This is a genomic window from Dankookia rubra, assembly GCF_004355005.1.
In the GTDB taxonomy this organism is placed as follows: Bacteria; Pseudomonadota; Alphaproteobacteria; order Acetobacterales; family Acetobacteraceae; genus Paracraurococcus; species Paracraurococcus ruber_A.
Genome location: NZ_SMSJ01000021.1, coordinates 1 through 19,273, shown reverse-complemented (window position 1 = coordinate 19,273; position 19,273 = coordinate 1). Strand labels below are relative to the sequence as shown.

Sequence of the window (19,273 nt, the reverse complement as noted above, 5' to 3'; positions counted from 1 at the left end):
TTCGAGTAAGTGCGGCGATGCCTGCTGGGCTGGGGGATCTCGCGACAGCCCCGACAGGCCCTTGCCTGCACCGGTAGTATCCGCCGTCGGCTTCGCGCCGCGATGGTCCAGGCTCCCGCATTGTTGCACTGGCCTGTTTGGCTGAATCAGGTGAGTTTCCGCCGTTTTCCGGCCATGCCGAAGCTAAAGAACCGGCACGCCGTCAAGACCAGCAGGAGAATACCCCACCCATGCTCGGCAATCGGACCCCATCTACATTGCCGCGCTTGTTGCCGATCATCCTGCTGGGCGGACTAATCCTGGGTTGGCCGGCCTACTGGAACGGCTATCCTTTGGTTTTCAACGATACCGGGAATTATATAGCGCAGGTGAAGCTGCGCTTCATCGGCTGGACCGCGCCGCCCTTCTACAGCGCCTTCCTCTCGGGAACCGACCTCGGGCTGACCCTCTGGGGGCCGGTGCTGGCCCAGGGGCTGGTCGCCGCGACCGTGGTGGTCATCGCGCTCGAGCAATCCGGCCTGCGCCGCCGCTGGGGGATGCTGCTCGCCTTTGTCGCGCTGGCCGGCCTCACCAGCCTGCCTTGGCTGGCCAGCCAGGTGACCGCCGACTTCTTCACCGGCATCGCGGTGCTCTCGCTCGCGCTGCTGGCCTTCGGCAGGCCGGTGCCCTGGCATCGCTGGGTGCTGCCGCCCGTCGCGCTTCTGGCGATCCTGGCGCACCAGTCGCACGTGCCGCTGGCGCTCGGCATGGTTGCCGCCGCCGGGGCCATCGGCTGGGCGCGCGGCGGCCGCCGGGCGGCGCTGGCGATCCTCCGGCGGATGGCGCCCGCACCGGTCCTGGCCCTGGCGATCGCCTTCGCTGTCAATCTCTTCGGGCTCGGCATCCCTGCGATCTCGCCCTTCGGCAACATCATCCTGGCGGCGCGGATGCTGGCCGACGGCACCGCGCTCGACTACCTGCAGGAGGCCTGCCCGGCGCAGCACTACCGGCTCTGCGACCACTTGGCGGAAATCCCGCCCGGCGGCACCGTATTCCTGTGGGACCGGCCGGCAATGTGGGACGCGATCGGCGGCCACCGGGCCTGGAATGCCGAGGCCAGCCGCATCGTCCGCGGCACCATCGCGCATGACCCGGCCGGGGTCCTGCGCGACCTCCTGGCCAATGGGGCTGCGCAATTCGCGGCGCTGCGGACCGGCGAGTCGATCCTGCCATGGCCCAAGGATGACGGCCCGCGGCCGATGATCGCCCGCTTCTTCCCCGCCGAACTCCAGGCCTTCGACCACTCGCGCCAGCAGCGCGGCCTGCTGCTGGCCGATGTGCGGCCCTTCGAGCGGCTGCATGTGCCGATTGCCTGGCTGGGCATCGCCGGGTTGCTGGCCTGCATTCTGGTCTGGCGGCGCGACCCGCTGGTCCCCGGCCTCTGCGCCCTGGTGTTGCTGGCGGCGATGGGAAATGCGCTGCTGACTGGCGGCCTGTCCGAGGTGCAGAACCGCTACGCCGCGCGGCTGGCCTGGGTCCTGGTGCTGACGCCCTGCCTGGTGCTGGCGGCGCGGCTGCCGGAGGGGGCGCCCGGACGCCTGCCGGGCGCGGCGACCCGCGCCGGCTGACGCGGCCCGACGGCCGCAAGGGCAGAAGCCCGAAAACCCCAAATCGGGCCGCCCGGCGTTCCGATGGCCGCACAGGCAAAAGCTCCAGCGGCCTCCATCCGCCCGGGCGGTGGTCCGTCGGCCGCCCGCTCCGGCCGGCTCAGACCCCCTCGGCCACCACCACCCGCCGCGCCTGGGCCGGCACGGCGCCGGCCGGCACCAGCTCGCCGAAATCCTTCACCGCCTCCAGCAGCATCACGCCGGCGAAGCGCGGGCAGAGCCGGCCGCCCAGCCTCTCCCAGGCGCCGGCGCCGCGCAGCAGCAGCCTGGTCTGGAAGGGCGGCACGTAGAGCGCGGCCTCGCGCCGCTCCACCTGGAACATCTGCCGCCGCAGCAGGCCCTCGATCTGCCCGGCGGAATAGGGCTGGCCATGGCCGAAGGGCGTGCCTTCCGTATGCGCCCAGAGGCCGAGGCGGTTCGGCACCACCACGAGCATCCGCCCGTCGTCCTTCAGCACCCGCCAGGCTTCCCGCAGCAGACGGCGGGCGTTGTCGGCCGTCTCCAGCCCGTGCACCAGCAGGATCCGGTCGAACATCAGGTCGGGGAAGGGCAGGCTGTCCTCCTCGGCGACCGCGGTGGCGGAGGCCGCCTTCCGCGGCCAGCGCCACCGCGGCACGTGCGGCGGCAGGGTGGCGACGCAGCGCCGCGCTTCCGCCCGCCAGACCCGCAGGAAGGGGCTGGCATAGCCGAGGCCGAGCACCGCCTGGCCCGGCAGGCTCGGCCAGAGCGCGCGAAGCCTTTCGCGCAGCAGGCGCGCCGTCACCAGCCCTGCCGGGGTCGCGTAGAAATTCCCCAGGCCGTGGACCTCGTGGCTCATGCCGGGGATATAGGGCGGCGAGGGCCCCCGTTGCAGCGGGGCCGGAGGAGGAGCCCGCCATGCCGCTCTCGGTCACCGCCGTGCCGTGTCTTTCCGACAACTACCTTTGGCTGCTGCAGGACCAGTCGACCGGCGCGGTCGGGATCTGCGACCCGGGCGAGGCCGGCCCGGCGATCGCCGCGGTGGAGAAGCTCGGCGGCCGGCTCGACCTGATCCTGCTGACGCACCACCATGGCGACCACATCGCCGGCGTCGCGGACCTTCAGGCGCGCTTCGGCGGCCGGATCGTCGGCGCCGCGGCCGATGCCCACCGCCTGCCGAAGCTCGACCAGGCGGTGCGGGAGGGCGACACCGTGGCGCTGGGCGAGAGCCGCGCCCGGGTGATCGAAACGCCGGGCCATACCGTCGGGCACATCGCCTTTCATTTCCCGGACGGCGCCGCCTTGCTCTGCGGCGACACGCTCTTCTCGCTCGGCTGCGGCAGGCTGCTGGAGGGGACCGCGGCACAGATGTTCGCCAGCCTGGCCAAGCTGGCGGCACTGCCGGCGGAGACGCTGGTCTGCTGCGGCCATGAATACACGCTCAGCAATGCCCGCTTCGCCCTGACCGTGGAACCCGACAATGCCGCGCTGCGGGCCCGCGCCGAGCAGGCCAAGGCGCAAGTCGCCGCCGGGCAGTTCACGGTGCCGACCACCCTGGCGGAGGAGCAGGCGGCCAACCCTTTCCTGCGGGCCGGCGACGTGGCCCGGCTGGCCGCGATCCGGAGCGCGAAGGACAGCTTCCGGTGATCCCGCTGCCGGACCTGCGCGACCCGCGGGTCGAGGCCGCGCGGGTGGTCACCGCGCTCGGTCTCGCCCCGCACCCTGAGGGCGGGCACTTCCGCGAGGTATGGCGCGACCGCCCGGCCGGCGGCGGCCGCGGCGCCGGCACGGCGATCTACTACCTGCTGGCGGCCGGGGAGCGCAGCCACTGGCACCGCGTGGACGCCGCCGAGGCCTGGCACTGGTATGCCGGCGGGCCGCTGGCGCTGTCGCTCTCGGCGGATGGCACGGAGGAGGAACTGCTGCAGCTTGGCCCCGACCTCGGCGCCGGGCAGCGGCCCTTCGCCGTGGTGCCGGCCGGGTGCTGGCAGGCGGCGGCGCCGCTCGGCCGCTGGACGCTGGCGGGCTGCACGGTGAGCCCGGCCTTCGACTTCGCCGGCTTCGAACTGGCGCAGCCGGGCTGGGCGCCCGGCTAGGCGGCCTGCCGGGGCCCGCTTGGCCGCCGGCGGGGAAGGCCGGTGCCCCCGCGGCGCCATGCCGCCCGCGACACGGGCAAGCGCGCCGGCCGGATTGGCGCCGAGGCGGCCTTCGGCACCGCCGGCGCCAGGCCGAGGCAACGGGCGACGAAGACAATCCCCGGCTTGCAGGAGGGCATCGCCTCCCGCGCCGGGCCTGGTTGCCGCCAGGCCGCCTGCCGCGGCGCGGTCCCGGCCCTTGCTGCGCTCGATCCCCAGCTTGCCAGGCGGTCGCTGGCGCTTTCCGGCCCAGGGTCAGGGACCGTGCGGATCGGAGCGCGGAGAAGCGGCGGGGGCATACCCCCGACCCGCCGCATCGGCACCAGCCGGAGCCCGGCGTGCCCCATGCCGTAGCCCCGGGCACCGGCGGGGAGGCGCTGCGGCACGATCCGGGCTTCCTGCGCGCGGCGCCGACCGGTCATGGACCGATCCGCCGCGCCATCCGCAGCGGCGCATGGGTCAGGGATCCGGCCGCGCCGTTGCCGCCAGCACGCCGCCGCCGACCACGAGCGCCGCGGCCGCCAGCACCGACCCGCCGAGCCGGCCCTCCCCGAAGGCGACCAGCAGCAGGGTGGAGCCGACCGGCGTGGCATAGGCAAGCGTCCCGAGCAGCCGCGGGTCGCCCCGCTTCATCCCGAGGTCCCAGAGGAAGAACGCCGCGCCCACCGGGCCGATGCCGAGCAGCAGGATCGCCGGCCATTGCGCCGGGCCAGGCCAGCCCGGCGGCTCGAAGGCCAGGTGGCCGGCCAGGGTGACGGCGGCGGCGGCGAGGCAGAAGCCGGCGACCGCCTCGGTCGGCGTCCGCGCCAGGCGCGGCGTGCCCGAGAGCACCGAATAAAGCGCCCAGGTCAGCCCCGCGGCGAGCGCCAGGGCATAGCCCGCCGGCGCCCCTGCGCCGAAGCCGCCCGTGCCGCCGCCCGCCAGCAGCAGCACCGCGCCGAGGGCGCCGAGCCCGACCCCGGCCAGCCGCCGTGGCCCGAGCCTGAGGCCGCGCAGCGGCGCCGCCAACAGCACGATCAGCAGCGGCCAGGTGTAGTTCAGCAGGTTGGCCTCGACGGGCGGGGCCAGGGCGAGGGCGGCGAAGTACAGCGCGTGGTAGCCGGCCAGCCCGCCGACGCCGTGCAGCCAGACCAGCGGTGGCTGCCGCAGCGCGCCCAGCCGGCCGCGCGCCGCCACCACCAGCAGGCCGAGGGTGCCGCCGACGGCGAAGGCAAGGCCGGTGAGCAGCAGCGGCGGCACCGGCTGTGCAAGCCGTGCCAGCAGCGCCAGGAAAGCCCAGAGCAGCAGCGCGGCGCAGCCCGCGAGGGTCGGTCCCAATGAGGCGGTCACGATCGTTCCATGCAGGCGGTCCGTCCGGGCGAAGCGGGTGGGTCGCAGGGGCTCCGCAGCCTATGCTGCCCCGCAGGATTCGCGGAGGCGGCGGGATGGGTTTCTGGGCACGACTTTTCATCACCGCCTTCGCGCTCTGGGCGGCGACGCAGCTCGTTCCGGGGATCGAGGTGCGTGGGGTCGTCCGGTTGCTGCTGGCCGCGCTGGCCTTCGGCCTGGTCAATGCCTTCGTGCGGCCGGTGCTGGTCCTGCTCTCCCTGCCGCTGACCGTGCTGACGCTCGGCCTGTTCCTGCTGGTGGTGAACGCGGCGATGCTCGGCCTGGCCAGCTGGCTGGTGCCCGGCTTCGAGGTGGCGGGGTTCTGGCCGGCGCTCTGGGGCGCGATCGTGGTGTCGGTGATGAGCTGGGCGGCGACGCGGTTGTTCGCGCCGGCAGCGGACCTGCCGGCCTCTGGCCGTTAGCGCGACGCGCAGCAGGGTGCGATCGCCGGCACGCGTGACGCCGCGCTGAAACCGGCGGCTCGAGCGGTGCCGCGGCCACGGCTGGACACAGGCCGCAGCAGCGCGATCCGCGGGATGGTGCGGGCGCCGGGATGCTGCTCCTGGGACGAACGAAGCGCAGCGGTCGCATCGCTGCCAAACCTGCGGCGCCCTGGCCCGCCCCCAGGCCAGGTTGAGGCGCGCAGGCCGCGCCCCACCACCGGAGCCGGGCCGCATGCGGCTCGACGGAATCAGGACCGGCACGCTGACCGGTCCGAGGGCGACGAACTCCCAATGACCCACGAGTTCCTGTCGACGATGCTGGGCGTGCGCCGCGCCGGGGTCACCGTCGCGACGGGCCAGCTCTCGAAGGCCGGCTAAATCCGCCACGAACGCCGCCGTATCCGGGTCACCGACCGCCTCGGCCTCGAGAGTGCCTGCTGCGGGTGCTCCGGCGCCGTCCGGCGCATCCACGACCGGCCGCTCGGCCAGAATACCGGGCGCGCGCCCGGCAGCACATACTGCCGCTGAGGCGCGGTCGCCCGCGCTGCGGCCTATTCCGCCACCATCGCGCGCCAGGGCGCCCAGCCCTCGACCAGTGCGGCGATCGCGGCATAGCCGGCGGCATCGGGGTGCACCCCGTCGCCGCGCGCCGCGGCCTGCCGCCAGGCCGGCCCGCCCGAGAGCGGCGCATGCAGGGCGAGGTAGGGCAGGGCCATTGCGTCGCAGAGCGCGGCGAGCCGCACCGAGAGCGCCGCCACCCGCGCGTCATGCGCCGCGTCGTGCGCCAGCGGCGGCGGGCCGACCATCAGCACCGGCCAGCGCGCCGCGGCCCAGCCGAGCAGCGCGGCGGCATTCTCCTCCGTCACCTCGGGCGGCACGCGGGGCATGTCGTCCTCCAGCGTGCAGTCGTTCGCGCCGAAGCTGAAGACCACAGCCTGGGCCGTGCCGGCGCCGAGCAGCCGGGCGAGGATCTCGGCCTCCGCGCGGCGCCTGAGGTCGGCGCTGGTGTCGCGGCGGACGCCGAGGTTGTACGCGGTGAAGCCCTCGCCGCGATGCCAGGCCGCCGCGGTGACGCGGCCGACCCAGCCGAGCGCCGCCGCGTCCCCGGTGCCGGCGACGAAGCTGTCGCCGACAAAGCAGATGCGGAGATCGCGGATCATGTCTCGAAGGCGGGATCGACCGGCACGCGCAGCGCCTCGGCCAGCCGGTTGGTCTCGGCCGCCATGCCGACCACGCCGAGCAGCTCGCCGAACATGGCGTCGTCCATCCCGGCGCGGCGGGCGGCGGCGCCGTGGCTGGCGGTGCAATAGGCGCAGCCCGCGGCCATCGACACCGCGAGATAGAGCATTTCCTTCGTGCGCGCATCGAGCGCGCCGGGCGCCATGACCTGCGACAGGCTCTCCCAGGTCCGCTTCAGCGTGGCGGGATCGACCGCCAGCGCCTTCCAGAAGTTGTTCACGTCCGGCACGCCGCGCGCCGCCTTGATGGCGTCGAAGACGGCGCGGACCTCGGGCCCGGCCTCGGCATAGTCGACCAGCCGCGGCATCAGCCGGGCGCCCCCGGCAGCGGCCGCCACGGCAGCGGGGCGAAGCGGGTGCCGTAGAGCGTCGTCTCCTGCCAGACCCCGCCGGTGGTGTAGGGGTCCTCGGCCAGCCAGGCCCGCGCGCCGGCATCGGTGTCGCGCGCGATGACGACGGCGGAGCCGATCATGGTGCCGTCCGGCGCGTCGAGGATGGCGCCGCCGAGCGCGAGCGTGCCCTCGGCCGCCATCGGCGCGACCCGCGCCATATGCGCCGCGCGCACCGCCTGCCGCCGCGCCGGCGCCCCGGCATCGGTGCCGTCGCGGGCGATGACGACGGTATGGGTGCGCCGAGGCGCCAGCGGCGTGCCGGGCTGCGGCAGCGGCCGGTAGGGCAGCGGGGCGATGCGGAAGGGGAAGTGCGTCACCTTCGTCCAGACGCCGGTATTGTTGAAGGGCTCGGCGGCGAGGTAGTCGCGCAGCCCGGCCTCGTCCGGCACCGCGAGCACCATGAAGGAGCCGAGCGCGCGGCCGTCATCGGCCAGCAGCGGCGTGCCGAAGGCCAGCCTGCCGTCGCCGGCCCATTGCGTCAGGACCGCGAGGTGCCGGTCGCGCGCCGCCATGCGCCGCGCCGGCGCCTCGGCATCCTCGCCATCATAGGCGAGCACCGCAAAGCCCATCGCGTATCACTCCTCCCGCGTCCCGCGGGGGAGCATGCCGCGAAAGCCGTCCCGCGGCTACCGGTTGGTGCGGCCGCGCTTGCCGGGCTCGACGCCGCCCTGCGGCGTGGTGTCGTTCATCACGTCGCCCTCGCTGGTGCTGTCGCCGGCGATCGTGTCCGGGTCGCGGGCGCCGCGGCGCTGCGTGCCTTTGCTCGCGCCGATGCCCGGATCGCGGTCGAGGTCGTCCGGCGGCCGCGGCGTGTCGGCGCCGAGCCCCGCCTCGCGGTCCGCCGGACCCGATGGATGCTTGCTGCCGGTCATCCTGGCCTGTCTCCTGCGGTGGAGACAGCCGAACGGCGCGGCGCGCCGGATGTTCCCGGCCTTGCGGCCGTGCCGCCGTGCCGCCGTGCCGCCGTGCCGCTGCCGTTTCGCGGCAATGCTTCGGGCATCGCCGCGAAACGCGTCGCGCAGGTCAGTACATGTGCTGGCCGCCGTTGATCGACAGCGTCGATCCGGTGATGAAGTCGGCCTCGTCGCCGGTCAGGAAGACCACGCCGCGGGCGATGTCATCGGCGGTACCGAGCCGGCCGCGCGGGATCTTGGCGATGATCTTCTCCAGCACGTCGGGCGGCACCGCGCGCACCATCTCCGTGTCCACGTAGCCCGGGGCGATGGCGTTGACGGTGATCTGGTTGCGCGCGCCTTCCAGCGCGAGCGCCTTGGTGAAGCCGTGGATGCCCGACTTGGCCGCGGCGTAGTTCACCTGGCCGAGCTGGCCGGCCTGGCCGTTGATCGAGCCGATGTTGACGATGCGGCCGAACTTCCGCCCGCTCATGCCGTCCCACACCGCCTTGCAGGTGTTGTAGCAGGAGCCGAGGTTGGTATCGATCACGTCGTCCCACATCTGTCGGGTGAGCTTCCGCATCATCGCGTCGCGGGTGATGCCGGCATTGTTGACCAGGATCTCGATCGGGCCCTGCTCGGCCTCGATCTTGGCGATCGCGGCGACGCTCGCGTCGAAGTCGCCGACATTGAACTTGTAGCACGGGATGCCGGTGCGCTCGGTGAAGGCCTGTGCCGCCGCATCGTTGCCCGCGTAGTTCGCCACCACCTTGCGCCCCGCCGCCTTCAACGCCTCGCTGATCGCCGCGCCGATGCCGCGCTGCCCGCCCGTGACCAATGCAACTCGTGCCATGCCCCTGTCTCCCTCTGTGATTTGCGCCCACGACTCCGGGCCGACGCCGAGCCGGGCGATGCTTTGCGCGGCGCCGGATCGCTAGGTCAGCCTGTTAGCCGGTTCGGATCAAGCGGCAATGCCGCGCCGTGTCGTTGCGCGGGATCAAGCATGCAGTGCCGCGGCGCTGGCGCATTTCGCCCGCCGGTTGGTCCATGCCGGCCAATATTCAGGCTGCCGATCCTGCCCCGGCGGGGGGCACGGCGGCCTCCCCGTGCCTCAGCGCGGCTTCTGCGCGAGGATCCAGGTGACCACCCCGTCCAGCTCCGCCTGGGTCAGCCGGTAGTCCGGCATCCGGGAATGCGGCGTCTGCAGGAAGGCGCGCAACGACATCGCGGTGGTCGAGGGCATCGCCGCCACCGCCGCGAAGGGCGGCGCGGCATCGCCGGCCGGGCCGCGCGCCCTGGGGCCGATGACATGGCAATCGGCGCACCAGGCCTCCGCCACGCGGCGGCCCTCATTCAGCCGTTCCTGCCGCGCCGGCTCCTCGGCACTGGCGAGGGCGGGCAGCAGAACGGCCAGGGCGAGCATGGGTCGCATCGGGCTTCTCCTTCGCGGGACCACCGATCCTCGCCTAGTCTCGCCGGGAGGGCATTGCGGGAGGACAAGGTGGCAAGATTCAGCGGCAAGGTGGTGCTCATCACGGGCGGCGCCCGCGGCCAGGGCGCGGCCGAGGCCCGCCTGCTGGTGGCCGAGGGCGCCCGGGTCGTGCTCGGCGACCTGCTCGAGGAACAGGGCCGGGCGCTGGCGGAGGAACTGGGTCCGGCCGCCCGCTTCCTCCGCCAGGACGTGACGCAGGAGGCCGACTGGGCCGCGGCGGTGGCGATGGCCGAGGCCATGGGCGGGCTGCACGGCATGGTCAACAATGCGGGCATCTACGTGCCGAAGCGGCTGATGGAGACGGATGCCGCGCTGTTCGAGCGGCACATGCGGGTCAACCAGCTCGGCTGCTTCCTCGGCATGCAGGCGGTGGTGCCGGCGATGGAGCGCTCGGGCGGCGGCTCGATCGTCAATATTTCCTCGACCGCGGGGCTGCGCGGCTCGCCGGGTGCGATCGCCTATAGCGGCACCAAATGGGCGCTGCGCGGGATGACGAAGGCGGCGGCGCTCGACCTGGCGCCGCGCGGCATCCGGGTGAACAGCGTCCATCCCGGACCGATCGAGACCGAGATGGTGCAGGTCTGGAGCAACGCGCAGCGGGTTGAGCGGCTGGCGCGGATCCCGATGGGCCGGATCGGGCAGGCGGAGGAGGTGGCGCGGGCGGTGCTGTTCCTGCTCTCGGACGACAGCAGCTACATGACCGGCGCCGAGCTGGCGGTGGACGGCGGGGCGACGCTGTAGCCGGCCTGTCCTCGGGAACAGGCACCTGGGGGGGGCCGCCGATGCGGCGCCGGCCCGGGCCGGCCGGCGAACCGGCCTCGTCGTGGCCCGTTGGCAGCTTGTAACGGCAACCGCGCTGACCAGAAGGACCCAACGGCATGCCATGCACCCGGCTTCCCCGCCGCACTGCCCTCGCGGGCCTCGGCGCTGCGGCGCTCATCGGCCGGGCGCCGCCGGGCGCCCTGGCCCAGCCGGCGCGGCCCATCACCCTGGTGGTGCCCTATGCCGCCGGGGGCGGCACCGACATCGTCGGCCGGGAATTCGCCATCGGCTTCGCCGAGGCGCTGGGGCAGGTCGTGGTGGTGGACAACCGCGGCGGCGCGGCGGGCCACGTGGGCGCGACCGGCGTGGCACGGTCGCGCCCGGATGCGACGACGCTGCTGTTTGCCGTCTCCACCAACATCGTCGTCAACCCGCATCTGCAGAAGGGCGACAAGCTGGACCTAGCGACCGCGCTGCAGCCGGTGGCGCAGGTCTCCACCTACCAGTACCTGCTGGTGGTGCACCCGGACGTGCCGGCGCGGACCCTCGCCGAGCTGATCGCCTATGTGAAGTCGCGCCCCAAGGGCGAGCTGACCTATTCCTCGGGCGGCGTCGGCAATGCCAACCACCTGGCCGGAGTGCTGTTCTCGGAAGCCGCGGGCGTGGAGATGGAGCACGTGCCCTATCGCGGCACGGCGCCTGCGCTGCTGGACGTGGTGGCCGGGCGGGTGACGATGAACTTCTCCTCGCCGCCGCCGGCGCTCGCGCTGGTGCGGGAAGGCAAGCTGCGCGCCATCGCGGTGACCGGGGAGGCGCGCATCCCGGCCTTGCCGGAGATCCCGACCCTGACCGAGGCCGGCCTGCCGGGCGCCGTCATCACCGGCTGGCACGGCGTCTTCGCCCCGGCCGGCGTGCCGGCGGCGCAGATGGATGCGCTGGAGGCCGCGGCGCGCAAGGCTGCCGCGTCGCCGCGCTACCTCGAGCGCCTGGCGCATGACGGGCTGGAGCCGGCGCCCGACCGCCCGCGCGCTGCCTTCGCCGCCGCGGTGGTGCAGGAGAGCGCCTATTGGGCGCGGAAGGTGAAGGAGCTCGACCTCAAGCTGGAATAGTCGCGGCGACTACCAGCGCCGCCCGTGCCAGCCATAGCCGCCCCAGCCGCGGTAGAAGCCGAGCGAGACGCTCGGCCCGTAATACGGGTAGGGATAGGAGTAAGGGTAGGGATAGGCATAGGGCGCCGGGTAGGCATAGGCCGGCGCCGGATAGCCGACCACGGCCGGCGCGGGCGCCGCCTGCACGCTGTTGCCGGTGCTGGCGATGCACTGAGTATAGGCGATGTCGTAGCGCTGCTGCAGGCTGGATCCGGTGACCTGGGCATTGCCGGCGCCGATTGCCGACCCGGCCAGCAGGCCCGTGCCGGCGCCGATCGCCGCACCCGCACCCGCCGCCCCGCCGGCCGCGCCCAGCAGGGCGCCGGCCCCGGCGCCCAGCGCGGTACCGAGGGCGGCGCTGCCGACCGCTGACTGCGTCGCCGCATTGGCGGGCGTGTTGCCGCCGATCTGCGCCTGGGCGTAGTTGCGGCAGTTGTAGTCCTCCGCCTGGAAAGCCTGCAGGTCCTTGCCCTTGGCGGGCAGGGCGAGGACGCTCGGCCCGGTCGGCGGCGCCACCGCGCAGGCGGCAAGGGACAGCGGGGCGAGCAGGGCGAGTGCGGCGCGTGGGGTTCTCATGGTCCTGTCTTCCTGCCCGGCGGGTGCCGGGCGCGATGCTGGTGCCGATATGGGCTCGCGCGGGCCATCCCGCAGCCCTCGTTACACGTCGAGACCTTGCGGCGGCCTCGCCGTCATGCGGATCCTGCGCTGAGGATTCGGGCAAAAACCGGCACGGCGGCAGCCAGGTCGGCGATGGCCACGCATTCGTGCGGGGTATGCGCCGTCTCGATCGTCCCGGGACCGAGGATGACGCAGGGCGCCAGCTCCTGCAGTTCCGATGCATCCGTGCCGTAGGGCGCGGTGCGCGGCGCCTGTCCCGTGAGGTCGGCGGCGAGGCGGATCAGCGGGTGGTCGGTCGCCAGTTCGGGCGGCCGGCCTTCCCGGGCGATGTCGAGCGCGATGCCGGCGCGCCCCGCAGCGGCCCGCACCGCATCCAGGATGGGCGCGGTATCGAGGCTGCGGCTGGCGCGGAACTTGATGCGGGCGGTGGCGCGGGCGACGGTGACGTTCACCGCGGTGCCGTGATTGTCCACCACCAGGTTGAAGTCGCAGAAGGGCGGGTCGTAGGCGGGGTCCTGCAGCGCCGGGTCCTGCCGCAGCCGCTGCTGGATCTCCCGCATCTCCGCCAGGAAGGGGATCAGCGCCCAGTTCGCGTTGGTCCCCTGGCCGGTCGAGGAATGCGCCTGCACCCCGCTGGCGGTGGCGACGATGTTGCTGGACGACCGGTGCCCGCGCACCGGCACCAGCCCGGTCGGCTCCGCCACCACGATGCCCCTGAGGCCGAGCGAGCGGGCGAGGGCGCTGGCCGCGACGGCCCGGGCGCCGGCCTTGGTGGTCTCCTCGTCCGTGGTGATCAGCAGGGTCGCCGGGACATGCGCCGGGACCGACTTCGCCGCCAGGATGCAGGCGGCGACCGCCCCCTTCATGTCGACGCTGCCGAGCCCGTGCAGGATGCCGGCATGGTCGATCCGCGGCGACCAGGGGTCCTGCTGCCAGCCGGTCTCCGGAACGGTGTCCATGTGGCCGGACAGGGCAAAGCCGCCCTTCGGCCCGCGATGCGCCACCAGCGCCCGCTTCTCCACCCCGGCAGCGTCGCGGTAGTCCAGACGCTCCACCTCGAAGCCGCGCAGCTCATGCTCGATATGGCCGGCGACGGCGAGGTTAGAGACGGCGGAGCGGCTGTCGAGGGCGACGAGCTCGGTGGCCAGGCGGGCGAGGGAGTCTTGCATGGCGGCAGCTTGCCGCGGCGCGGCGAAAGGGCAAGTCTCCGCGGCATGGATACCCTGGCTTACCTCGACCCCCGCACCGGCCGGATCTGGCCGCTCGAGACCCCCCGCTGGTGCGGCGACGCGCAGGAACCGCTGCTGCTGACCGACCTGCCAGGGCTGACCCCGGAAGGTATCGACCGCGGCACCCGCAGCCTGTGGCGCTACCGGGCGGCACTGCCGCCCCTCGACGGCGCGCCGATCAGCATGGGGGAGGGCTGCACGCCGCTGGTGCCCCGCCAGCTCGGCGGCGCGACGGCGCTGCTGAAATGCGAGTGGTTCATGCCGACCGGCAGCTTCAAGGACCGCGGCGCCTCCGTCATGCTGTCGCTGCTGCGGGCCCAGGGCATCCGGGCGGTGCTGGAGGACAGCTCCGGCAATGGCGGCGCGGCGATCGCCGCCTATGCCGCGGCCGGGGGCATGCGGGCGAAGATCATGGTGCCGGCCAGCACCAGCCCGGCGAAGACGGTGCAGAGCCGCGCCTCGGGCGCCGAGATCGAGCTGGTCCCGGGCAGCCGGCAGGATTGCGCCGACGCGGCAATGCGGGAGGCGGCGAAGATCTTCTACGCCAGCCACAACTGGCACCCCTTCTTCCTCCAGGGCACCAAGACCCTGGCCTACGAACTGTGGGAGGATCTCGGCTTCCGCGCCCCGGACAACGTCATCGTTCCCTGCGGCGCCGGGTCGAACGTGCTGGGCTGCGGCATTGGCTTCTCCGAGCTGCTGCGGGCCGGGCAGATCGACCGGATTCCCCGCATCTTTGCCGCGCAGCCGGCGAATTGCGCGCCGATCGCCCGCGAGTTCCTCGACCTCGACGCCGTCGCGCCGCAGCCGACCATCGCCGAGGGCACGGCCATCGCCCAGCCCATCCGCTCGCGCGAGTGCATCGGCGTGCTGCGGCTGAGCCAGGGCGGCGCGGTGATGCTGTCCGAGGCCGAGATCGGCCAGGCCTGCCTCGACCTGGCGCGGAGCGGTGTCTATGTCGAGCCGACCTGCGCCCAGGCCGCTGCGGCGTTTGCGAAACTGCTGGCTGCCGGCACGATCAATGCCGGCGAGACGACGGTGGTGGTGCTGACCGGCACCGGGCTGAAATCGACCCAGCGGGTCGCCGAGCTGTTGGGCGTCGCGTTGTAGGCGATGGCCTGGGAGGCGCGCCTCGCCCGGGCCTTCCGCCTGGACGATGCCGGCTGGGTCCGCCATGCCAATCCCTGGAGCGGCTGGACCCGCATGGCGGTGCTGCCGCTGCTGGCGCTGGCGGGCTGGAGCCGCGCCTGGATCGGCTGGTGGGCGCTGCTGCCGCTGGTGTTGCTGCTGGGCTTCCTCTGGCTGAACCCGCGGTTGTTTCCGCCGCCCTGCCGACTCGATGCCTGGATCAGCCGCAGCGTGCTTGGCGAGCGGCTCTGGGTGAACCGGGACCACGTGCCGGTGCCGGCGCGGCACCGACGGCTGCCGCACTGGCTGGCCGCGCTGTCGGGGCTCGGCGGGATCTGCCTTGCCTATGGCGTCGCCATGCTGGAACCGTGGCCCAGCCTGCTGGGCCTGGTGGTGGCCTATATGGGGAAATTGTGGTTCCTCGACCGGATGGTATGGCTGCATCAGGACATGGATGGGGAAGGGCGATGACTGCCAGCGGACCGCGCATCGCGCTGCTCGGCTTCTCGATCGAGTGCAACCGCTTCGCCCCGCCGGCGACGCAGCGGGATTTCGACACCCGCTGCTGGCTGGCGGGCGAGGCGATCGTGGCCGACGCCCGCGGGCCGGCGCCGAAGGCGCTGGGCGAGATGCCGGGCTTCGTCGCCGGGATGGACGCCGCCGGCCCCTGGCAGCCGCGGCCGATCCTGCTGGCCATGGCCGAGCCGAACGGCCCGGTGGAGCAGCCGGTATTCGACCGCATGATGGCAACCTGGCGCGCAGGCCTCGAGGCGCTGCGGGGCGAGGTGGAAGGCGCCTATGCCGTCCTGCACGGCGCCGGGCTGGCCACCGCGCTGGATGACCCGGAAGGCGCGCTGCAGGCGCTGGTGCGGGAGGTGCTGGGCGACATCCCCTTCGTCTGCAGCTACGACCTGCACGCCAATGTCTCGGACGCCATGGTGCGCGACTGCGACGCCTTTGTCGGCTACCGCACCAACCCGCATCTTGACATGCGGGAGCGCGGCGCCGAGAGCGCGCAACTGCTGCGCCGCCTGCTGGCCGGGGAGAAGGCGCATCGCGCGCTGGTCCGCCTGCCGATCGTCGCCCCGACCGTCTCTATGCTCACCGCCGCCGGCCCCTATGCCGAGGTGATCGACCTCGGCCAGGAGCTGGCCGCATTGGACCCGGCGATCTGGAACGTCTCGGTCATGGGCGGCTTCGCCTATGGCGACACGCCGTTCAACGGCATGGCGGTGGTGGTCACCGCCGCGGACCAGGAATCCGCCGACAGCATGGCCGAGCGGCTGGCCCGTGCCGCCTGGGCGCGGCGCGACCGCTTCGTCGCGGAACTGACCCCGCTGCGGGTCGCCACGCGGCGGGCCAAGGACAGCCCGGTGCCCCTGGCCTTCGCCGATGTCGCCGACAATCCCGGCGGCGGCGGGCGCGGCAATACGATGCACATCCTGGCGAGCTTCCTCGCCGCCGGGGTCGAGGGCTGCCTGATGGGCGTGATCCACGACCCGATGCTGGCCGGGGAGGCGCACCGCCTCGGCGTCGGCGCCCGCTTCACCGCCCGCTTCAACCGGCCGCAGGGCACGCTGACGGCGGAGGACGAATTCAGCCGCCCCCTGGAGGCCGAGGCCGAGGTGGTCGCGCTGTCCGACGGCCGCGTCACCGGTCGCCGCGGCATCTTCGCCGGCACGGCGATGACGCTCGGCGCGACGGCGGCGCTGCGGCTCGGCGGCATCACGGTGGTGGTCATCTCGATCCGCACGCAATGCGCCGACCCCGCCTTCCTCGAGCATCTCGGGCTCGACATCGGCGCCGCGCGCTGCGTGGTGGTGAAGTCGCGCGGGCATTTCCGCGGCGGCTTCGACGAGTTCTTCACCCCCGACCGCATCGTTGAGGTCGATGCGCCCGGCCTGACCTCCCCCATCCTCACCCGCTTCGCCTGGACGAAGCTGCCGCGCCCGGTCCTGCCGATCGACCCGGACGCGCATTGGAGCCCCGCGCGATGACCCTCGACGACCTGCCGACGCCCTGCCTGGTGCTCGACCTCGGCGTGCTGAAGCGGAACCTGGCGCTGATGCAGGCGGCCGTGGCGCGCTTTCCCGGCCTCACGCTGCGGCCGCACATGAAGACCGCCAAGAGCATCGAGGTGGCGCGCCTGGCCGCGCCGGATTTCGGCCCGATCACCGTCAGCACCCTGGCCGAGGCGCGCACCTTCGCCGAGGCCGGCTGGCGCGACCAGATCTACGCGGTCGGCATCACCCCGGCGAAGCTCGATGCGGTCGCCGCGCTCAACGCCGCCGGCGCCGCGGTGAAGGTCATCACCGACGATGTCGAGGCCGCCCGCGCCATCGCCGCGCATCCCGGCGGGCTCCAGGCCTTGGTCGAGGTCGATGTCGGCGAGGCCCGCGGCGGCGTCGCCCCGGATGGCGGCGCCCTGCCGGAAATCGCCGCGGCGCTCGGCCCGCGCCTGGCCGGCGTGCTGTCCCATTCCGGCCACAGCTATGCCGGCCGCAGCCCGGCCGAGATGGCGGCGATCGCCGAGGCGGAGCGGCTGGCGATCACCGCCGCCGCGGCGCGGCTGCGCGAGGGCGGCCTTGCCGTGCCCATCGTCTCGCTCGGCTCCTCCCCCACCGCGATGCATGCGGCGCGGATGGACGGGGTGACCGAGGTCCGCGCCGGGGTCTACATGTTCGGCGACCTGTTCCAGGGCCAGATCGCCACCCATCCGCTGGACGATATCGCGGTGACGGTCCTGGCCTCCGTCATCGGCCGCCGGCCCGACCGCAACACGCTGCTGCTGGATGCCGGGGCGCTCGCGCTGTCGAAGGACCGGAGCACCCAGGCCGCGCCGCGCGACTGGGGCTTCGGCCGGGTGCTGGATGCCGCCGGGCATCCGCTGCCCGGCGAGCCAATGGTAGCCCGCGCCTACCAGGAGCATGGCGAGGTTCATGCCGCGGCGCCGCTGCCCTTCGCCGCGCTGCCCGTCGGCGCCCGGTTGCGGGTGGTGCCCAACCATTCCTGCCTGACCGCCGCGGCGCATGACCGCTACCACGTGGTGGAAGGCGACGAGCAGGTGATCGCCACCTGGAATCGGGTAAACGGCTGGTAGCCAGCCGTCTGCAACGGGCGCAGGCTGCCGGACGTTCCAGGCGCCGCGACGGCTCGCACCCGGGCCCGATCGGGGGGTAACGCCATGGCCAGGCGATGGCTTTCGCTGCTGTACGTGCAGGTACTGATCGCCATCGCGATCGGCGTGACCCTCGGCGCGATCTGGCCGGAGACCGGGGCGGCGATGAAGCCGCTCGGCGACGGCTTCATCAAGCTGATCAAGATGATCATCGCCCCGGTGGTCTTCTGCACCGTGGTGCACGGCATCGCCAGCGTGCGGGATGCCAGCCGGGTCGGCCGGGTCGGGCTGAAGGCGATCCTCTATTTCGAGGTGGTCTCGACCTTCGCCCTCGCCATGGGCCTGATCGTCGCCAAGGTCTTCCAGACCGGCAGCGGCTTCAACATCGATGTCAGCCAGCTCGACGCCAAGGCGATCAGCGGCTTCACCCAGAAGGCGCAGTCGGACAGCGTGGTCGCGCATTTCATGGCGATCATCCCGGATACCTTCGTCGGCGCCTTCGCGCAGGGCGAACTGCTGCAGGTGCTGCTGCTGGCGGTGCTGACCGGCTTCGCCATCAACGCCCTGCCGGAACAGGCGCGGCTTTCAGTGTCCCACGCCGTCGACCGGCTGTCCGAGATCTTCTTCGGCATCGTCAAGATCGTGGTGCGGGCGGCGCCGGTCGGCGCCTTCGGGGCCATGGCCTTCACCATCGGCGCCTATGGCATCGGCTCCCTGCTGAAGCTCGGCGAGCTGGTGGCGACCTTCTACCTCACCTCGATCGCCTTCGTGCTGATCGTGCTCGGCACCATCGCGCGCTTCTGCGGCTTCAGCATCCTCCGCTTCATCGCCTATATCCGCGAGGAATTGCTGATCGTCCTCGGCACCTCCAGCTCCGAGAGCGTGCTGCCGCAGATCATGCGCAAGCTCCAGCGGCTCGGCTGCGCGCCGCAGGTGGTCGGGCTGACGGTGCCGCTCGGCTACAGCTTCAACCTCGACGGCACCAACATCTACATGACCCTGGCGACGATGTTCCTGGCCTATGCCACGAACACGCACCTGACCCTGGGGCAGGAGCTGACCATCCTGCTGGTCGCGATGCTGACCTCGAAGGGCGCCTCGGGCGTCACCGGAGCGGGTTTCGTCACCCTGGCGGCGACGCTCTCGGTCATCCCCGACATCCCGATCCAGGCGCTTGCGGTCCTCGTCGGCATCGACAAGTTCATGAGCGAATGCCGGGCGCTCACCAACCTGGTCGGCAACGGCGTTGCCTGCGTCGCGGTGAGCAAATGGGAGGGCGAACTCGATCTGACGCGGCTGCAGTCGGAACTGGCGCGAGGGCCGGCGGCGCATGACCTGGACGACGTCGTGCCGGTGGGCAGGCCGGCCGAATAGGCAAGGCCAGGGAGGATGTATCCTCCTTGGACCCTCCTCTCTCTCTCTGTAAGTCCGGCACCCTCCGCGTGACGAGTGTCAGACTCGGAAAAGGGCAGGGTGGGGATGGAGGGGGAAACACTTTTTTTCTAGGCTGGCAAAGCTGGCTGGCCTGATGCGTTGAGGGAGGCGTCATTGGCGGCTCTTGGAGGCGCAAGATGGCCAGGGTGTCGGCTCGACGGCGGCCGGAGCGGGAGCGGGTTCTGGTTCCGGTCCGGCGGGAGTGCCTGGGATGCGGCAGGCACATGCGCCTGCGCTATGAGAACCGCCGTCATCTGGTGATGCTGTCTGG

Annotated in this window: 21 protein-coding genes; 11 read left to right on the top strand and 10 right to left on the bottom strand. The window is 72.8% G+C overall.

All coding sequences use genetic code 11. The annotated features are described in order from the left end of the window. The first annotated feature begins 230 nt into the window (after positions 1–230). A complete protein-coding gene (locus tag E2C06_RS16675) occupies positions 231–1,607 on the top strand; it encodes a hypothetical protein (RefSeq protein WP_133289746.1) in 1,377 nt (458 codons plus the stop codon). A gap of 139 nt (positions 1,608–1,746) precedes the next feature. On the opposite strand, the gene E2C06_RS16670 is transcribed toward E2C06_RS16675, so the two are convergent. Beyond that, a complete protein-coding gene (locus E2C06_RS16670) occupies positions 1,747–2,463 on the bottom strand; it encodes a methyltransferase domain-containing protein (RefSeq protein WP_133289745.1) in 717 nt (238 codons plus the stop codon). Between the two features lie 59 nt (positions 2,464–2,522). Between E2C06_RS16670 and gloB the strand changes: the two genes are divergently transcribed. Both gloB and E2C06_RS16660 read left to right on the top strand, forming a co-directional pair. Beyond that, a complete protein-coding gene (gloB, locus tag E2C06_RS16665) occupies positions 2,523–3,251 on the top strand; it encodes a hydroxyacylglutathione hydrolase (protein WP_133289744.1) in 729 nt (242 codons plus the stop codon). Further along, positions 3,251–3,700, top strand: a complete 450-nt coding sequence (locus E2C06_RS16660; protein ID WP_133289806.1) for a cupin domain-containing protein — start codon at positions 3,251–3,253, stop codon at positions 3,698–3,700. Before gloB ends, E2C06_RS16660 begins: the two co-directional genes overlap by 1 nt. A gap of 498 nt (positions 3,701–4,198) precedes the next feature. Here the strand turns inward: E2C06_RS16660 and yddG are convergent, their stop codons facing one another. Beyond that, complete coding sequence (gene yddG / locus E2C06_RS16655) at positions 4,199–5,068, bottom strand: aromatic amino acid exporter YddG (RefSeq protein ID WP_133289743.1); 870 nt, start codon at positions 5,066–5,068, stop codon at positions 4,199–4,201. Positions 5,069–5,163: 95 nt separating this feature from the next. Here yddG and E2C06_RS16650 point away from each other — a divergent pair, with 95 nt between their 5' ends. Further along, entirely contained in the window at positions 5,164–5,529 is a 366-nt protein-coding gene (locus E2C06_RS16650; protein WP_133289742.1) for a phage holin family protein, read from the top strand. 572 nt (positions 5,530–6,101) lie between these two features. Here E2C06_RS16650 and E2C06_RS16640 read toward each other — a convergent pair. The 6 genes from E2C06_RS16640 to E2C06_RS37615 form a co-directional block, all read right to left on the bottom strand. Next, on the bottom strand, positions 6,102–6,710 hold the full coding sequence (locus E2C06_RS16640) for a GDSL-type esterase/lipase family protein (RefSeq protein ID WP_133289741.1): 609 nt from the start codon (positions 6,708–6,710) through the stop codon (positions 6,102–6,104). Beyond that, entirely contained in the window at positions 6,707–7,096 is a 390-nt protein-coding gene (locus E2C06_RS16635) for a carboxymuconolactone decarboxylase family protein (protein ID WP_193560471.1), read from the bottom strand. The genes E2C06_RS16640 and E2C06_RS16635 overlap by 4 nt, the downstream gene beginning before the upstream one ends. Then, the gene (locus E2C06_RS39415; RefSeq protein ID WP_241671323.1) at positions 7,096–7,749 is read right to left on the bottom strand and encodes a YciI family protein; all 654 of its coding nucleotides are present in this window, start codon (positions 7,747–7,749) and stop codon (positions 7,096–7,098) included. The genes E2C06_RS16635 and E2C06_RS39415 overlap by 1 nt, the downstream gene beginning before the upstream one ends. A gap of 57 nt (positions 7,750–7,806) precedes the next feature. Beyond that, positions 7,807–8,052, bottom strand: a complete 246-nt coding sequence (locus E2C06_RS16620; protein ID WP_133289740.1) for a hypothetical protein — start codon at positions 8,050–8,052, stop codon at positions 7,807–7,809. Between the two features lie 151 nt (positions 8,053–8,203). Beyond that, on the bottom strand, positions 8,204–8,926 hold the full coding sequence (gene phbB / locus E2C06_RS16615; RefSeq protein WP_133289739.1) for an acetoacetyl-CoA reductase: 723 nt from the start codon (positions 8,924–8,926) through the stop codon (positions 8,204–8,206). 258 nt (positions 8,927–9,184) lie between these two features. Next, positions 9,185–9,505 carry a c-type cytochrome gene (locus E2C06_RS37615; RefSeq protein ID WP_193560470.1) on the bottom strand — a complete coding sequence of 107 codons (321 nt, stop codon included), beginning with the start codon at positions 9,503–9,505 and terminating at the stop codon, positions 9,185–9,187. A gap of 69 nt (positions 9,506–9,574) precedes the next feature. Here E2C06_RS37615 and E2C06_RS16610 point away from each other — a divergent pair, with 69 nt between their 5' ends. Next, the gene (locus E2C06_RS16610) at positions 9,575–10,306 is read left to right on the top strand and encodes an SDR family NAD(P)-dependent oxidoreductase (RefSeq protein ID WP_193560469.1); all 732 of its coding nucleotides are present in this window, start codon (positions 9,575–9,577) and stop codon (positions 10,304–10,306) included. A gap of 137 nt (positions 10,307–10,443) precedes the next feature. Further along, positions 10,444–11,436: a Bug family tripartite tricarboxylate transporter substrate binding protein gene (locus tag E2C06_RS16605; protein WP_133289737.1), complete on the top strand. Its 993-nt coding sequence runs from the start codon at positions 10,444–10,446 to the stop codon at positions 11,434–11,436. A 9-nt stretch (positions 11,437–11,445) separates the two neighbouring features. Here the strand turns inward: E2C06_RS16605 and E2C06_RS37610 are convergent, their stop codons facing one another. Both E2C06_RS37610 and E2C06_RS16595 read right to left on the bottom strand, forming a co-directional pair. After that, positions 11,446–12,051 (bottom strand): glycine zipper family protein, encoded by a 606-nt coding sequence (locus E2C06_RS37610; protein WP_165982436.1) that lies wholly within the window; start codon positions 12,049–12,051, stop codon positions 11,446–11,448. 113 nt (positions 12,052–12,164) lie between these two features. Next, positions 12,165–13,262, bottom strand: a complete 1,098-nt coding sequence (locus E2C06_RS16595) for a M20/M25/M40 family metallo-hydrolase (protein WP_133289735.1) — start codon at positions 13,260–13,262, stop codon at positions 12,165–12,167. 45 nt (positions 13,263–13,307) lie between these two features. Here E2C06_RS16595 and E2C06_RS16590 point away from each other — a divergent pair, with 45 nt between their 5' ends. The 5 genes from E2C06_RS16590 to E2C06_RS16570 all read left to right on the top strand — a co-directional run bounded on the left by E2C06_RS16590 (position 13,308) and on the right by E2C06_RS16570 (position 18,942). Next, a complete protein-coding gene (locus E2C06_RS16590) occupies positions 13,308–14,432 on the top strand; it encodes a pyridoxal-phosphate dependent enzyme (RefSeq protein ID WP_133289734.1) in 1,125 nt (374 codons plus the stop codon). A gap of 3 nt (positions 14,433–14,435) precedes the next feature. After that, positions 14,436–14,921 (top strand): DUF6653 family protein, encoded by a 486-nt coding sequence (locus E2C06_RS16585; RefSeq protein ID WP_133289733.1) that lies wholly within the window; start codon positions 14,436–14,438, stop codon positions 14,919–14,921. Continuing rightward, the gene (locus E2C06_RS16580; RefSeq protein WP_133289732.1) at positions 14,918–16,447 is read left to right on the top strand and encodes a M81 family metallopeptidase; all 1,530 of its coding nucleotides are present in this window, start codon (positions 14,918–14,920) and stop codon (positions 16,445–16,447) included. Before E2C06_RS16585 ends, E2C06_RS16580 begins: the two co-directional genes overlap by 4 nt. Continuing rightward, entirely contained in the window at positions 16,444–17,550 is a 1,107-nt protein-coding gene (locus tag E2C06_RS16575; RefSeq protein WP_133289731.1) for an alanine racemase, read from the top strand. The genes E2C06_RS16580 and E2C06_RS16575 overlap by 4 nt, the downstream gene beginning before the upstream one ends. Before the next feature lie 84 nt (positions 17,551–17,634). Beyond that, entirely contained in the window at positions 17,635–18,942 is a 1,308-nt protein-coding gene (locus E2C06_RS16570) for a dicarboxylate/amino acid:cation symporter (protein ID WP_133289730.1), read from the top strand. The last annotated feature ends 331 nt before the right edge of the window (positions 18,943–19,273 follow it).